This window comes from Rhodococcus sp. ARC_M6, from assembly GCF_022810305.1.
Lineage (GTDB): Bacteria > Actinomycetota > Actinomycetes > Mycobacteriales > Mycobacteriaceae > Rhodococcus_F.
Window position 1 is genome coordinate 1 of sequence record NZ_JALGQH010000057.1, and the last position, 14927, is coordinate 14927.

Here is a 14927-nt window from a genome sequence, read left to right on the forward strand (position 1 = left end):
GGAGGGATGGAAGCACTTCGGGTTCTCAAGCGTCGACTTTCCGATGTCGTCTTCCGTGCCATGGTCGTAGACCAGTCACTGGCGGTCATCGACGCAGTTGCTTGACAGAGGAGCTAGGGACAGTCCCATCGCGGCGGCGATCTACCGGTCGGAGTAGCGGCTCCGCTCGCCACTCCGGTCATACGGCGGGTAGGGCCCCGAATGTTCCGTCGAACTGGCCCTGCCCGTACAGGCATACCACAGTCCCCTTCGATCCGGGGGTGTCCCTGTGCTTCTGTCAAGCTGCTGCGGGAGAGGGAATTTGAGTAGTAGTTCTTGTTCTTGAGCATGGCGTACGAGACGTCGCAGCGGCGGCGGGCTAGACAGATCATGCAGTGCTCAACCTGCTGTACCGCAGTCGTAAGGGTCTATCGGCACCCGCATTCGCGTAGTGCTGTTGCTACCGCGTCGAGGGCAGGTCTGGCCTGTTCGGGTGGTGTGTCGTTGGATATGAGTGTGAATGTGAGTACTCGTTGGTCGTTGTTGACGACGATTCCAGCGAGTGAACTGACGCCGGAGAGTGAGCCGGTTTTCGCACGGATCCAGCCGGCGCCAGCGGACGGCGCGTTAAGGCGATCGGCGAGTGTCCCTGTTGCCCCGGCAACGGGGAGGGTATCCAGCAAAGGGCGGAGCTTGGGATTGCCGATTCCGGCGGCTGCTGCGAGTACCTGATCGATCAGGTGGGCTGGGAGTCGGTCGTCGATCGAAAGCCCGCTTGCGTCGCTCAATTGTGTTCCGGTGGTATCAAATCCGTCGTCCTGCATCGCTTGATCAATGGCGGCGACGGCGCCGTCGAATGTCGGTGGGAAGCCGCGGGCGGCGGCCACTTCGAATCCCACAGTTTCGGTAAGCACGTCATCGGAGTGCACCATCAAATCGCGTAAGCGTGTGCTGAGCGCAGCGGACTGGACGGCTGCCACGGGCGTCGCTGGTTTCGTGGTGGTCGGGGCGACGCCTTCGGTGACCGCTGCCGGATCCAGGCCGAGACGCTGGGCAAGGGTGCGGCCGGTGTCCAACGCAGGGGTGGGCGTGCGCGGCGAGTAGTCGGCGAATGGGTTCAAGCGTCCGCCGTCGAGCATGATCGACTCGATCGGGGTGATGCTTCCGCCTGCGATGTCGGCGGGGTCCCATCCCTGGGCCATTGTCGGGCCTGTGAAGAGTGAATTGTCCACGACGAGGCTGCTTACGGGCACACCGGAGCGCCGGATCTGGTCGACCAGATCGTCGAGGTGTGGGGCGTCCGTGTAGTAACCGGACGTGCCGACGGGTTCCGCGGTCAGTGTCGGGTCGCCGCCGCCGATGAGCACCAACTGGCCTGGGGCTGTGCTTTGGACGATCTGCGTTGTTACTCGTTGGTCTGTCGGCAGTGTCAGCAGTGCGGCGGTTGTCGTGAGGATTTTGACGATCGAAGCTGGCGTCTGTGGGGTGTGCGCCGCTTGTTGCCAGAGTATTGCGCCGGTGTGGGCGTCGGTGACCTGACCCGTCAGATCGCCTAGTCCCGGGTTTGCGAGTGCGGGGCCCAGGACCGTTGCCAGCACATCGGGACTCGGGCTGGGCGCATCCGATGGCACCGGTGTGATTTTTGGGTCCGGTTTAATTAGCGCCGGAGCGGGGCTCGTCGTGGTCGAGGTCGAGGCGATCCCAGTGGCTGGGTTGAAGTGGTCGACCGTGACAGCGGCAGCCGCCGCTATCGTCATGCCTGTTACGACGCAGATCGGGATTGATGCCCGACGTTTATGTGTCATTGGTCCGCGACGCGGTTTCCTAGCCATTCGATGCAGCCTTACTGCGTTCTCGTCCTACATTCCTGTAGGTCTGATTTGACGGTCGTCGATCTCATTGCACGTTGCTGCTCTGTCGACGACAACCTGAACCTCGCCGATTGTGTGCTGCGGCGCCCGCAGGGGTCGATTACCAAGACAGCTGCCGCAGATCGAGAGATCACGCATACGAACACCACCATCGGCACCGACACTCCCACGGCGAGGACACCGGTAAGCATACTGAAGGGACGTGGATCGAGGACAAGCGCGATCATCACCGTTGCCATCGGACCACCCACCAGCGTGACTACCAGCGCCACACCTCCCAGTCGGCGACCACCTACCGCGACCATGGCTGCGACGAGGCTGACGATCGCAGCGGCCAGCAAAACCGATCCCGAGACATCGCTGAGCCGGTGCCATCCCTCGCCCATAATGTCGCGACTGACCAGCGTCACCCACACCGCACAGGGAACGACGCCGACCAATCGCAGCCACAACGGTGCGATCAAAAGCAGGGCGAGCGCGATACCCATTGCGCCGGCAACATGACCACTCGGAAATGTATTTGCCATCGGCCACGGGACATCCTGATCGAGTTGCGGTCTGGTCAGAACTCCGCGACGGAGCGTTCGCGCTGCCACTATGCACACGACGGGAACTGCCAGTGCAGCCAGTGCAGCGAGCGTTCGACGAATCACGATCCCTGTCAACAAGATCGCTGCCGCAACAATGATCCACAGAAGTGGATTGGTCATGATGTCGAGCCGAAGAACCTCGGGCAGGGCCACGCCCTGCTGCGCCGACTTCGCGCCCTGAAACATCGCCCGGTCGAGTCGTTGACCGGTTGCGGTGCCGACCAAGAGAAGAAACACGGCGGCCGCACCTATCGCGAAGGACATACCGACAACAATCGCCGGCCACCGTGTTCTGTCGTCGACTGCGACCGCAATCGAGGTGGAATCGTTCACGGACACAGCGTCGTGATCGTGCCGCCAATTGATGTACTCACGCAGCCCGGTTCGATGCCGCCAACTTCGGCGTCCTCGAACGCGCTGTCGCCGAAGTTGGCCGTCACCACCAGCTTTCCGTCCCCGAAGATGGTGCGCTGCACCATTCTGTCGTCGGAAAGCCACTGGAAGTCCGTCATCGGCTCAGTTCCAGCCGCCTCTTGCAGGGTGGCGAAGAACTTCTGCATGGTCGCCATCCTCGGGCCTTCCTCCGCGATGGTTTGTGCATTCAAGGTGTAGTTCAGTGGGGTGTTGTACAGCATCGCCAACAAGGCGCGATCAGTTTGCTGGGCCGGCAGTTTATTGAAGGATAACTCCCATCGATCCGTACTGACGACCGAATCGTGCAGCACCGTCTCATACAGCGGCACACGGTATTTCGGGTCGAACATGCCGGTTCGCAGTTCAGGTGAGAGCTCGACGGGCTTGAAGAAGAAGGCCGGGCCGTTCGTCCCCCAGTACGCACCCCAGTTCGCCTTGTCTCGTTCCGCTTTCCAGAGGCCGTTCATCACCGGGGTGCTCGACCCGTGACTGAAGGTCACAACGCTATTAGCCCACGACGCGGCGGTCTCCGACCCCAGCACCAGATTCTCGCCGATCACCTTCATACGGTCGACGCGGTTCTGCCGGTCCTCGGACTGGGTCATCCGGTGGTCCGGACTGTAGTCGTCGAACACCTCACCTGTGGCATCAACGTCCAGGAAGTAGCTGTTCACGCCGTTCTCCACCTTCGCTGCGACGCGAGCAGCAAGGAGTTCTGGGTCGGCAGCTAGTGCCTCCGAGCTCAGGTAACAGCCGCGTCCGCCGAATCCGCCTTCAAGGTCACCCTTTTCATCCATGACACAGGCGTCGGGCCAAATCCCGTCGGGCCACGAAGACGAGGGGTTGTCGACCTCACCGGAGGGGTCCTGCGCATTGGCGAACGTGTCGTATGGGCCGACGAGAAAGCCGTAGTTCGTGGCAGTTTCGACGGCCTCGCGGGTCATCGGCTGATCGTCGGAGTCGTAGCCGAGCCACATCTTCGTGATACCGAGGTCATGGAGCTGACGTATCGCTTCGGGAGTTCGCGCGTCTCCCCACAAGTAGGCGTGAAAGGCACCGATCAGCTTGGCCGTGTCCGGGTTCTCCGCAATCTTCTGCTGCAGTGTGCGCAGTCCGCCCTGCTCCTCGAGGAGCTTGCGATAATCCTGGGCGGGAGCCACCGGTGATCCGTCGGTGACCGACAAGGCAACCGTGTACGTATTGGTGCCCTTTCGCTGGCTGAACTCATGCGTCGAGGTGCTGAGCAGTCGGCCCTCCTCCGAGCTGAAGTTCAACGAGGTGCCCAGGTCTGTCGGCACCAGATAGCTCGCGCCGACGGTACCCGCACTGAACCCCCAGAACGGCATCGTCAGGTCCTGCAACCGCTGCCCGTCCCCGACCAAGCCGGTATCGGGGTTGTTCCAAAATGCGTCGTCGACAGGAATGCTCAGACCCTCGCCTCGGGGCAGTTGTAGATCTCGCGCACCGGCCCCGGTGACCGGCCATGACACGAGTTGATCCCTGGAACTGGTCAGGTCGATCACCAGGCGGCCGGCACGAGCAACCGCGCTCACGTCGAGACCGCGGTCGGGGTATGACCAACGGGCACTGCCGTTCTCGACCGACACTTTGCCCGGAGATCCGAGGTCGGTCGCCGAGGCAGCAGACAACTCGATCTCGCTGTCCACGCTCAGGTCGTTGAGATCGATCCTGGCCTCACCGCCCTCGATCTGCACCGTGACGGTGTTTCCGTCCACCCGTACCTCGGAGTCTGTCGCTCTCGCGGTGCAGCCTGTTGCGGCAAGTGTGACCAGCACGGCGCCTACCGATATAGATGTCAATGCCTGTGTTCGCATGGTCAGGAAGGTAGGCGCCGAACATTAGAACAAGATCAGAGCGAGCGATGATCACCCGAGCGGCTCACTCGGAAACGGGGAGGTGCACGGTGAACACCGCGCCACCGTCGGGGTTGTTGCCCGCGCTGATCGAGGCGCCGTGGGCCTGCGCGATCTGTTGCGCCATGGCCAGTCCGAGTCCGGAGCCGGATGTACTTCGGCTGCGTGGTGATCGGTAGAAACGTTCGAAGATCCGAGGTAGGTCCGCATCATCGATGCCGGGTCCGTTATCCGAGACGGCGAGAACACCCCCTGCCAGGCTCACGTTCACGACACCGCCGTTCGGGGTGAATTTGGCGGCGTTGTCGACCAGGTTCGACACCATCTTCGCGAGCCGTTCGTTGTTGCCGTCTATCGTGTACGGACTTGTTGTGCAACGAAAGTCGATCTCCGGCCAATGTGCTCGTGCCGCATCGACGACGCGCTCGACGACGCGCTCGAACGCGACGTCCTCTCTTTCGGTCTCAGGCTCGGCGCCCCGTGCGAGATCGACGATGTTGTCGATCAGCGTTCGCATATCCGCAGTACTGCGAGCGAGCGCGGCCCGCACCCGTTTCTGCTGTTCGTCCGTCAGCCTGTCGCTTCGTGCCAGAAGTTCCGCGTTCGCGATGATCCCCGTCAGTGGGGTCCGCAACTCGTGCGAGGCGTCGGAGACCAACCGCTTCTGCGACTGGACAGAGTCATCCAGTGCACTGAGCATGGTGTTGATCGACTCCCCGAGCCGGGCAAGCTCATCCGATCCCTCGACGGTGATCTTTCGGCTCGGATCCCGTTCCTTCGCAACAGTTTCGGCCTCGCGGGACAGTCTGGCCACCGGGCGTAGTGTGTAGCGGGCGACCGCGTAGCCGAGAGTGGCACTGATTATGATGCCGATACCGCACAGCAACGCCAACAACCACGCAATTCGGTCGAGCGCTCGGTGTTGCTGATCGGCACGGACTCCGACAAGGAGCGCACCGCCGTCCTTGAGCGGTGTCACATACATCCGTCCGGGTAGACCCGCAAGGTCGATGTTCGCGAGGAACGGCCCCGACTCGCCGTCGAGGACGGCATCGAGCCCACCGGGCTTCGGCAGGATCGTGGCGGGTTCGTCCGTGGCGGTCGGTTCACCCGTCGCGTCAAGGACCTCGAAGCAGGCCGGCGAGGAAAGATAGGCGCATTCGTTGCCACTGCCCACCTCCTGGCCACCGGCGATCCGCAGTTGGAGCGCCGTCGCCTCCCTGATGAGACCGATGTCGAGGCTTCGGTACACCTCCCGTGACGAGATCCAGTACGCCCCCACTGCGCAAAGGAGCACTACCGCAGCCACTGCAATCGACGTGGTGATGGCCATCCTGGTTCGGATGGCCAGTCGCGTACGCGTCACGGCAACTCCAGCCGGTATCCGATCCCACGAACCGTATGAATAATGCGTGACTCGCCGCCCGCCTCCAGTTTTGTGCGGAGGTAATTGATGTATACGGCAATGGAATTCGATTGAGGCCCGAAGTCCTGCCCCCACACTCGATCGTTGATCACCTCGCGGGTGAGCGTCTGGCCGGAGTTCGCGATGAGTAGTTCCAGCAGCGCAAACTCGGTCGCGGTGAAGTCCATGCTCCGACCGGATCGGACACCGCGCCGAGTTTCAGGATCGAGAGAAAGGTCCCCGAACTGCATCTCCGGTTCCGGTGGTGCCGCCCGCCGAAGTAGGGCGCGTACCCGCGCGCTGAGTTCGTCGATGTCAAAAGGCTTCGGCAGGTAGTCGTCTGCACCCGCATCGAGCCCTGCGATCCGATCGCCTACCTCCGAACGTGCCGTCAGAACCAGGATAGGGATCCGGTTGCCCTGCTCACGCAAGATTCGACATACGGCGAGGCCGTCGATTCCCGGCATCATGACGTCGAGCACCATCGCATCGAACGACTGCGCCGAGACCGTAGCGAGCGCGGTCGCACCGTCGGACACTGCCTGCACTTCGTAGCCGTCGGATTCGAGGGTGGTCACCACCGCTTCACGGACCGACGGGTCATCGTCGACGACTAGGATCATTTACCCATCGTGCCTGACTCGAGTCCGATGGGGATACCACTCGCAGTGAGGTCACGCATCACACGCGGTAGCGGCGTGGGTCGGCGATCGGATGAGCTTTGATCCACTCCGAGGTGCGCATGAGGCCTTCTCGCAGGGAGATCTGCGGGCTCCAGTTCGTCAACTCCCGCACACGACTGTTGTCGGATACCAGTCGGTGAACTTCGCTGCCTGCCGGACGATGACGTGAGTTCTCGGTGGTAACAGATGCCGACGATCCCGTGATCTCGATCAGTACATCGATCAGATCACGGATCGAAATCTCCTGACCGGTACCGAGATTCAACGTCCGACCAAGCGTGCGCTCGGATTCCGCGATCGCCATGAAGCCGCGAGCGGTGTCCTCGACATAGGTGAAGTCCCGGGTCGGAGTCATCGTGCCGGCGGCGATTTCGTCTGCCCCGGAATGCAACTGGTGCAGGATCGCGGGGATCACGGCACGTGTCGATTGACGTGGGCCGAATGTGTTGAACGGTCGGCAGATCGAGATCGGCGTATCGAACGAGTGAAAATATGACAGCGCGACCATGTCTGCCGCAATCTTGGATGCGGAGTAGGGCGACTGGGGTTGCAACGGGTGCGTTTCGGATATGGGTACTTTCTGGGCTGTTCCGTACACCTCACTCGTCGAAGTATGCACAACCCTTCGCACGCCGTGCCGCCGCGCAGCGTCCACAATATTCTGGGTACCAAGCACATTTGTCTCCAGATATGTCTGGGGTGCCTGGTAGCTGTACGGGATTCCGATCAGTGCCGCGAGGTGGAAGATGGTATCGATACCCTCCGCGGCATCGAGGACTTGTCCGCTGTCACGCACATCTCCCGCGATCATCTCGATATCGGCAAGGTGATCCGAGAGAAAGCCTGCCTCCGCGTAAGGCTTGTAGTGCGCGAGAACCCGCACCTGGGCGCCTTGCGCGAGCAACTGCTCAACCAGGGAACTACCGATGAAGCCTTCGCCGCCGGTGACCAAGACCTTCCGTCCGGACCAGAATCCATTCACCGGCATTACTTCACTCATTTGATTCCTTCACTCGCGTATTGATGTCTGCATGCGTTGCGTGTTTGTGGGTGGCAAGATGTCGTAGCCAGTTCGCCACTGTTCGTGCGGAGTCATTCAGTCCAAGAGCGGCATTGGTTGCCGACGTAGGTTTAGCGGGATCACCGATAAGGTCATCAATCGAGCTCGCCAGGTTTGTCGTGGTCAGATCGGCGTCTCCCAGCATTCTGGCGCCGCCGCGAGTCACGAGAGCTTGAGCATTGTGTCGCTGATGGTCACCGATCGCATGCGGGTAGGGCACGAGGACGCTGGGCACCCCGACATGGGAGATCTCGGCGACGGTGATTGCTCCGGAGCGTCCGACAAAGACATCGGCGCCCGCATATACCAAGTCCATCCGGTCCAAATAGGGCAACACAAGTACGTTGTCGAGGTCTTCGACAGCGGCGGAGGCCTCGGTGAAGTACTCGGGCCCGGCCTTTACAACCAGGCGGATGTTGTGGCGGCCACGCCACTCGCGCGCCAGCGCGAGTGCGGTATCGGTCAGCCGGCGAGATCCGAGGCTGCCACCGCAGACGATGACGAGGGCCTGTCCCGGTGCCGCACCGAAACTGGCGCGTGCCTGATCGCGGAGCGCATGCTTGTCGAGGTCGGCGATCTCCCTCACCAGCGGGGTTCCGACTACCCGAACCTCACTGCGCTTGAATGCCGGAGCAGTCTCGGCAAATGCCACTGCTACCCGGGAAGACAAGTTCGCGCACAGTCGGTTTGCCCGGCCGGGCACGGCGTTGGATTCGTGAATCAATGTCGGTATACCGGCGAGGTGGGCACCCAGCACGATCGGAAGACTGGGATACCCGCCGGTCCCGAAAACAACATCGATATCGAGTTCGCGGATTGTTCTCGCACACTGAACGCCGGCTCGCGCCAGTCGTGTCGCTGCTCTTGCACTGCCGCGCACACCGGTCAGGCCCTCGATCTCGGCAGTGTGCAGTCGGTAGCCTGCCGCGGGCACAAGCGTTTCTTCCAGTCTGCCTTTCGCGCCGAAGAAGTCGATCTCGACATCGGCATCGGGAAACTCACATAGGGCCTCGGCTACAGCGAGTCCCGGATAGATATGTCCACCAGTGCCACCCGCTCCGATGGCGACTCGAAGAGTCGATCGCGGTTCGTTTGTCATACCGGCACTGTGCGTGAGCGAGATTAGAACTCTGTTAGCGCCAGATGGAAGGAGTTGGCCGCGGTGCGGGTGTGGTGGTGTCGAGTTTCGAGATCGTGTTGGGTGCACCGTTTTGCGCTCTGGCCTGCGGTGATGGCCTGACGGATCGACTGGAGGGGCGAGCTTAGGGTGCCGAGAGTCTTTCAGCGTCCCGTTCGGTGCGCGCCAAACTGATATTCGTATGCGGTGCCGAACTCTTCAAACTTGTTTTCCTGCAAAGCTTTTGGATCTTGATCTGTCCAGTTTCGTACGTTTATGGAAGGTGCGATTCGGCAAACTCGGTGTGCTCACTTGCTGTCATCGGCGCTGGATCAGTTTGTCACCGAATTACGTTTCACCCGATCGCAGGGGCATATATAGAAGTTGCGGGGGTCTCCCGACACATGCGTTGACCGGAGACGACCTTATCCGGTCGACGAATCGGCCGATTTCGCGGCCGATTGTCAGTTTCAGAAGACGACTGCACGGTGACCTGCGATTTCGGCAACGCGTGCAGTCGTCTTCTGACATTCCATGTTCAGAAGTGCTGTGCACCAACCGCCTAGTTGACGTTGCGGTACAGGGTTGATCGGGGGACTCCGAGTGTGTCGGCTATGTTCCGCGTGGCGGGAGCCAGTACATCCTGCTCAAGTGTCATTGCACCACGGTATTCGCTACCCCGTCGAGGTGGCGAACGAAGGTCTACTCTCCGTCGGTCGGCGCGGCGCGGTCGAGACACGGCGACCTCCATCCAGCGAACGTCGTCGTCTCGGACGGGACACCCTCAGGCGCGATCGATTTCGGTGACATGTTCGCCGGCGATCCGGCGTGGGACCCCGCGGCCCGTGGCTGCACTCCTTCCTGACGGAGCGGCTATATTGTTCGGTCACAGGCTGCGCACCTCGGTCGCACTGCCGAGAGCGAGGAGTGACTTAACCTAAGCGGAAAGATTGTGCGCGTTGGTGTCCGGAGCACCTGCCGGTGATGTTTCGGCTAGTGCATCGACAGATCCAGACGCGCCCCTGGACGACAAAGGCGCGAGGTGGATGTCAATCCACAACTCGCGCGACAAAAATCACCCTAACACTGATGTGGTTCAGCTCAGGCCATCGCCAGACCGAAGGCGACGGACGCTGCGAGAAGTAAGAGCGTGATGAGTATGACGGCGCGGGTGGTGTATACGTGACGCATGGAAACTCCGATCAGACGAAGATGAATCGTTCGGTGTGCAAATGTGGCGCCGGAACTCCCAGTTCGGTGAGCGCATTCTCGATGGCATCGAGCATCGGGCCCGGCCCACAGACGAAGTACTGCAGACGCTCATGATGGTCGGGGAGATGGCGGGCGAGCACGTCGCGATCAAGGAACCCTTGTTCGCCGGTCCAATCCGCAGGTGGTGTCCTCAAGATATGGACGATTGTCAGGTTCAGACGCAGCTTCAGTTCGATGAGTTCTTCGTCGAAGGTGATGTCGTCGAGCGAGTTGCTGGCGTAAAAGAGCAGATAGGGCCGATTGTCTCGGCGATCAGCCATGGTGCGCAGAATGCTCATCATCGGCGTAATTCCGACTCCGCCCGCAATGAGAATGAAACCCGGGCCGTCATTGCGGTCCGGTGTGAAGACACCGTGTGGTCCGTCGAGATAGGCCGGGGTGCCAGGGGAGATGGTTCCGACGGTAGAGGTGAAATCGCCGAGCGATTTGATGGTCATTGATATCGCAGTCCCGTTCTCAGCGCTGGACGAAAAGGAGAACGGGTGCGAGGTGACCGAGAATGGTGAGCGGTCGACGGTGAGCCAGCCGAATTGACCGGGTTCGAATCGGAAACCTTGATGGCCGATCGGGACCATTGTCAACGTGACGGCGTCACCGCGTTCATGGACCACGGACTCGATCTTCCAGGGTTGGCGCAATCGCATGATCGGCCTGACTACCCGAACCCACAACAATAGGAAGATCAGTGCGCAGGTCATGATTGCCCAGAGCCATTTCTTCCACGCATCGTCGACGTAATAGCCGACCAGAAAAACATGGGCGAGCGCGAACGTGACGACCAGTACGGAGACCGCCCCGTGCAGCACTTGCCACACCTCGTAGCGAATCTTCATTCGCCGACGCCAGATCGAGGTGGCAACGAGCACCAGCAACAGCACTGTCGAGGTCACCGCGAACCGTGCCCGCCAGGGGGCTTGCGCAAGATTGAGCAAGCCCACGATGTCGATTCCGGCAACCTGCAGAAGGATCGGATGCGCGAGAATGAACGCCAAAGCGACATATGAAATCTCGCGATGGAATTGAACCAGCGCGTCCTCCCCGAAGGGTTTGGCCGCCGTCTGGAATCGTGCGACCAGCGCGAACTGCATCCCCATCATCGACAGCCCGATAAAGCCGAGGGCGACAGAGAATTCGGTAAGGAAACCGCGTCCCGGACCGGAATGGCCGAGTACCGCGAACAGCAGCGGAATCACCGCCACTGCTAGATAGAGCCCGATCCAGGCGATTCCCCGTGACAGCAGCGTCATGATCGGACACGCCCTTCTTCGTCGTTCTGGGCAGGATGGTTCGGCGCCGAACCATCGGCAGTGACCATCCGGACGCTACCCCGAGCAGTCCCTGTCGGGGCTCGAACACGGTGGATCGCTCTGGCGCGTCGCCCGGGTCGCCGTCGGCACCGAACGATCGAACCGGTCCGGCTCCAACCCGGCCGCGGTGACTCCCGTACTGCCGTAGACCGCTCGATCGAAAATTTGGTCGAATGCGCCTTTGCTACAAGGTCTTTCGGACAAATTTATGGCACGTGATTAGAACAAATATTGCCGCAAATATCGAGACAAAATATGTACAGAATTTTTGCGTCCGGACACCGTACACGAGTGATCTATTTTCTTCGTTATACTGAGGTAAATGTCGAACAAAATAGGGAGATTACTTTGACGCCAAAGATCGCGATTCTAGGAGCCGGTCCGAGTGGCCTCGCGCAGTTGCGAGCCTTCGAATCTGCACGGAAATCAGGTCTTGGCTCGGTCCCCGACATAGTGTGCTACGAAAAGCAGGGCGACTGGGGCGGAATGTGGAATTACAACTGGCGCACCGGTCTGGATCAAAACGGCGAACCAGTCCACGCCAGTATGTACCGATACCTGTGGTCGAACGGGCCCAAGGAATGTCTGGAATTTGCAGATTATTCCTTCGAGGAACATTTCGGACATCCAATTCCTTCATACCCTCCGCGTGAAGTTCTCCTCGAATACATCATGGGTCGCGTTGAGAAGAGCGATGTGCGCAAGTACATTCGCTTCAATACCGCCGTCCACGGGGTGACATATTGCGACGAGACCGAGAAGTTCACGGTCACGGTCATGGATCATGACCGTGGGCAACTCGAATCCAACGAGTTCGACTACGTCATCGTCGCTACCGGGCACTTCTCGACGCCCAATGCACCGGACTTCGACGGCTTGGAACAGTTCCCAGGACGAGTTCTGCACGCCCACGACTTCCGTGATGCCCGCGAGTTCACGGGAAAGCGTCTGCTCCTGGTGGGTAGCAGTTACTCCGCCGAAGACATCGGGACTCAGTGCTACAAGTACGGGGCCTCAGAAGTCACCTTCAGCTACCGCACCGCCCCGATGGGACACGACTGGCCGGAGGCCTTCTCTGAGGTGCCCCTGCTTACTGGGCTCGAGGGCAATGTCGCCACGTTCCAGGACGGCAGTACCCGCGAAGTAGATGCCATTATTTTGTGCACCGGCTACCAGCATCATTTCCCATTCCTGCCGGACCATCTCAAGTTGAAGACCAAGAACCGGCTTTACCCACGAGATATCTACAAGGGAATTTTCTTTCAGGACAATCCGAAACTGATGTATCTGGGAATGCAGGATCAGTACTTCACTTTCAACATGTTCGACGCACAGGCTTGGTATGCGCGGGACGTCATTCTCGGTCGTATCGAATTGCCTGATCATGATCTTCGGGATCAAGATATCGAGGAATGGCGTGGGCGCGAGGAATCTCTGACTACTGCGTCCAGTGAAATCAAGTTCCAGGCCGCCTATATTCGCGACCTCGTCGACCAGACCGACTACCCGGAATTTCACGTCGAAAAACAGGGTGAGTTGTTCGAAGACTGGAAGCGCGATAAAAAGAAAGACATCATGGGGTACCGGAACCAAAGTTACGCCTCGACGCTAACCGGAACCGTCGCGCCGCCGTTGCATGATGACTGGCTCGATATTCTCGATGACTCGTCCGAATCATTCCTCCGAAACAGCCTTGCCGGCGATCGGAAGGATGCGGGCGTTGAGCCTCGACCGAAGAGAACTCCCCGGCAATCGCATATCGCGACAGTGCCGTACAACCGCCACGCGGAGTCGACGCTCCAAGCTTGAGTTTTACACCACGGCCTCCTGACGGAGGTCGTGGTGTGTTTCCGGTGGACTACATCTTGGCGGAGCGGGCTATGGCACATGAGTAGAGGCCGTAGATGATGATGCCGAGGGATTTCAGAGCACCGTTGAGGCGGGAAGTCGCTCCGGATTGCGCAGTAAACCGCGGGGTGCCGGTGTGACTGGTTCGGGGTGTCGTGCTGTTTGTGGGACGTAGACACCACAGCGACAGTGTCGGATTCGGATTCGTGTCGGACCCCACTGCAATGATCTGTCGTATCGGGTTGTGGGGTCCGGTGCGAACACTCTTTGGGGCGGTGGTGAAAGTGAAGCGGATCGTGATGATCAAACTCGCCGTCACCGATGAGCAAGCTGCAGCATTGAAGCGGACCCTGCTCACCTGCAATGCCGCCGCCGACGTTGTTTCCGATGTCGCTCAACAATCTTCTGATCGTCGGGCGTTTCACGCTGCACGGGTCGGTGTACAGCCAGGTCAAGATGCTCGGCTTGTCGGCGCAACCAGCGGTCCGGGTGATCAAGAATGTCTCCGACGCCTACAAGACCCGGACAGCGAATCTCAAAGCCGGAAACTACGGTCGACCCGGTTCGAAACGGTATGCGGGCATGGCTGATTCCGCGGTTCGGTTCCGGCCGTTGGCGGCGCAGCCGTTCGACAATCGTGCTTGTCGTGGCAACTCGGCTCGTCGACCGTGTCGATCTGGACGGTCTCGGGCCGAATGAGGGGTGCGCGCTTCGTGTGCGCGCCGTGGCAGCGGAAACTTCTTGCGGACCGTCAGGGCGAATCCGACCTCGTCTACCGCGACGGCCAGTTCTATCTGTACGCCACCGTCGACCAACCAGCACCGACACCGGCCGTACCGGTAAAGGATCCAGTGGCCGGTTGGGTGGAGGTGATGCGGACGGCGTTGCAGAAGGTCGGCACGAAGTCCGCGAAGCGGAAGCTGAAAACTCGGCGACGGAAGGAACAACGGTTCGCCACCGACATCAACCATCAGTTGTCGAAAAATATTGTCGCTGGGGCGCAACGCACTGACCGGGGTATCGCGATAGAAGATCTGTCGGGGATTCGTGATCGGGTACGGCTGGCCAAGAAACAACGAGCGCAAGTCCATTCGTGGGCCTACGCCCAACTGCGCAACTTCGTAGATTGCAAAGCGGAGGCGGTGGGGGTCCCGGTTCAGGTGGTCAACCCGCGTAACACGTCCCGTACCTGTTCGCAGTGTGGGTTTTGTGATGCGAGGAATCGTCGCAGTCAGTCGGTGTTCGTGTGCGGAGAGTGCGGGTGGGGTGGGCCGGGCATGCGGATCACAATGCTGCCCGCAATATTGCCGCGCTCGGGCATGAAAAGTTTTGGGCCGCCCGGTCAACCGGCCTATGGCAGTCACCGTCCTGGCATCCAGTTAGCCTCGGGCTTTCACGGTAATACGCGGTAAACCCGTGTCACCAACAAAGATTGGTGCCCTTACCTGGGATAATTCGACTTGCGACAGTTGAAAAATTCCAGAAACAAGGAGCACCAATCTGGTGA

Annotated in this window: 12 protein-coding genes; 4 read left to right on the forward strand and 8 right to left on the reverse strand. The window is 60.3% G+C overall.

Features of this window, described 5'->3' with window-relative positions; translation table 11 throughout:
• Nucleotides 1–407: 407 nt before the first annotated feature.
• The 7 genes from dacB to MTX36_RS29210 all read right to left on the reverse strand — a co-directional run bounded on the left by dacB (nucleotide 408) and on the right by MTX36_RS29210 (nucleotide 8975).
• Nucleotides 408–1784, reverse strand: a complete 1377-nt coding sequence (gene dacB, locus MTX36_RS29180) for a D-alanyl-D-alanine carboxypeptidase/D-alanyl-D-alanine-endopeptidase (protein WP_374230579.1) — start codon at nucleotides 1782–1784, stop codon at nucleotides 408–410.
• Nucleotides 1785–1822: 38 nt separating this feature from the next.
• Complete coding sequence (locus tag MTX36_RS30400; protein ID WP_243623151.1) at nucleotides 1823–2773, reverse strand: phosphatase PAP2 family protein; 951 nt, start codon at nucleotides 2771–2773, stop codon at nucleotides 1823–1825.
• Nucleotides 2770–4689: a glycoside hydrolase gene (locus tag MTX36_RS29190; RefSeq protein WP_243623152.1), complete on the reverse strand. Its 1920-nt coding sequence runs from the start codon at nucleotides 4687–4689 to the stop codon at nucleotides 2770–2772. Before MTX36_RS29190 ends, MTX36_RS30400 begins: the two co-directional genes overlap by 4 nt.
• Before the next feature lie 64 nt (nucleotides 4690–4753).
• Nucleotides 4754–6094: a HAMP domain-containing sensor histidine kinase gene (locus MTX36_RS29195; RefSeq protein WP_243623153.1), complete on the reverse strand. Its 1341-nt coding sequence runs from the start codon at nucleotides 6092–6094 to the stop codon at nucleotides 4754–4756.
• Nucleotides 6091–6756, reverse strand: a complete 666-nt coding sequence (locus MTX36_RS29200) for a response regulator transcription factor (RefSeq protein WP_243623154.1) — start codon at nucleotides 6754–6756, stop codon at nucleotides 6091–6093. The genes MTX36_RS29195 and MTX36_RS29200 overlap by 4 nt, the downstream gene beginning before the upstream one ends.
• Nucleotides 6757–6814: 58 nt before the next feature.
• Nucleotides 6815–7816, reverse strand: coding sequence for a GDP-mannose 4,6-dehydratase (locus tag MTX36_RS29205; protein ID WP_243623155.1), 1002 nt, complete (start codon nucleotides 7814–7816; stop codon nucleotides 6815–6817).
• Nucleotides 7809–8975, reverse strand: coding sequence for a glycosyltransferase (locus tag MTX36_RS29210; RefSeq protein ID WP_243623156.1), 1167 nt, complete (start codon nucleotides 8973–8975; stop codon nucleotides 7809–7811). Before MTX36_RS29210 ends, MTX36_RS29205 begins: the two co-directional genes overlap by 8 nt.
• A 661-nt stretch (nucleotides 8976–9636) precedes the next feature.
• Between MTX36_RS29210 and MTX36_RS29215 the strand changes: the two genes are divergently transcribed.
• A complete protein-coding gene (locus MTX36_RS29215) occupies nucleotides 9637–9858 on the forward strand; it encodes a phosphotransferase (RefSeq protein WP_243623160.1) in 222 nt (73 codons plus the stop codon).
• 337 nt (nucleotides 9859–10195) lie between these two features.
• On the opposite strand, the gene MTX36_RS29220 is transcribed toward MTX36_RS29215, so the two are convergent.
• On the reverse strand, nucleotides 10196–11512 hold the full coding sequence (locus MTX36_RS29220; RefSeq protein WP_243623157.1) for a ferric reductase-like transmembrane domain-containing protein: 1317 nt from the start codon (nucleotides 11510–11512) through the stop codon (nucleotides 10196–10198).
• A 408-nt stretch (nucleotides 11513–11920) separates the two neighbouring features.
• Here MTX36_RS29220 and MTX36_RS29225 point away from each other — a divergent pair, with 408 nt between their 5' ends.
• The 3 genes from MTX36_RS29225 (at nucleotide 11921) to MTX36_RS29235 (ending at nucleotide 14832) form a co-directional block, all read left to right on the forward strand.
• Nucleotides 11921–13381 (forward strand): NAD(P)/FAD-dependent oxidoreductase, encoded by a 1461-nt coding sequence (locus MTX36_RS29225; protein ID WP_243623158.1) that lies wholly within the window; start codon nucleotides 11921–11923, stop codon nucleotides 13379–13381.
• A gap of 426 nt (nucleotides 13382–13807) precedes the next feature.
• Nucleotides 13808–14119 carry a hypothetical protein gene (locus tag MTX36_RS29230; protein WP_243623159.1) on the forward strand — a complete coding sequence of 104 codons (312 nt, stop codon included), beginning with the start codon at nucleotides 13808–13810 and terminating at the stop codon, nucleotides 14117–14119.
• Between the two features lie 173 nt (nucleotides 14120–14292).
• Nucleotides 14293–14832 (forward strand): IS200/IS605 family accessory protein TnpB-related protein, encoded by a 540-nt coding sequence (locus MTX36_RS29235; RefSeq protein ID WP_243623161.1) that lies wholly within the window; start codon nucleotides 14293–14295, stop codon nucleotides 14830–14832.
• Nucleotides 14833–14927 lie beyond the last annotated feature (95 nt).

Excerpts from the sequence above, each read along its gene's own strand:
- MTX36_RS29210 (WP_243623156.1), bottom strand. The coding sequence starts at position 8,975 with ATGACAAACGAACCGCGATCGACTCTTCGAGTCGCCATCGGAGCGGGT.
- MTX36_RS29205 (WP_243623155.1), bottom strand. The coding sequence starts at position 7,816 with ATGAGTGAAGTAATGCCGGTGAATGGATTCTGGTCCGGACGGAAGGTC.
- dacB (WP_374230579.1), bottom strand. The coding sequence starts at position 1,784 with ATGACACATAAACGTCGGGCATCAATCCCGATCTGCGTCGTAACAGGC.
- MTX36_RS29220 (WP_243623157.1), bottom strand. The coding sequence starts at position 11,512 with ATGACGCTGCTGTCACGGGGAATCGCCTGGATCGGGCTCTATCTAGCA.
- MTX36_RS29235 (WP_243623161.1), top strand. The coding sequence starts at position 14,293 with ATGCGGACGGCGTTGCAGAAGGTCGGCACGAAGTCCGCGAAGCGGAAG.
- MTX36_RS29230 (WP_243623159.1), top strand. The coding sequence starts at position 13,808 with ATGTCGCTCAACAATCTTCTGATCGTCGGGCGTTTCACGCTGCACGGG.
- MTX36_RS29200 (WP_243623154.1), bottom strand. The coding sequence starts at position 6,756 with ATGATCCTAGTCGTCGACGATGACCCGTCGGTCCGTGAAGCGGTGGTG.
- MTX36_RS29190 (WP_243623152.1), bottom strand. The coding sequence starts at position 4,689 with ATGCGAACACAGGCATTGACATCTATATCGGTAGGCGCCGTGCTGGTC.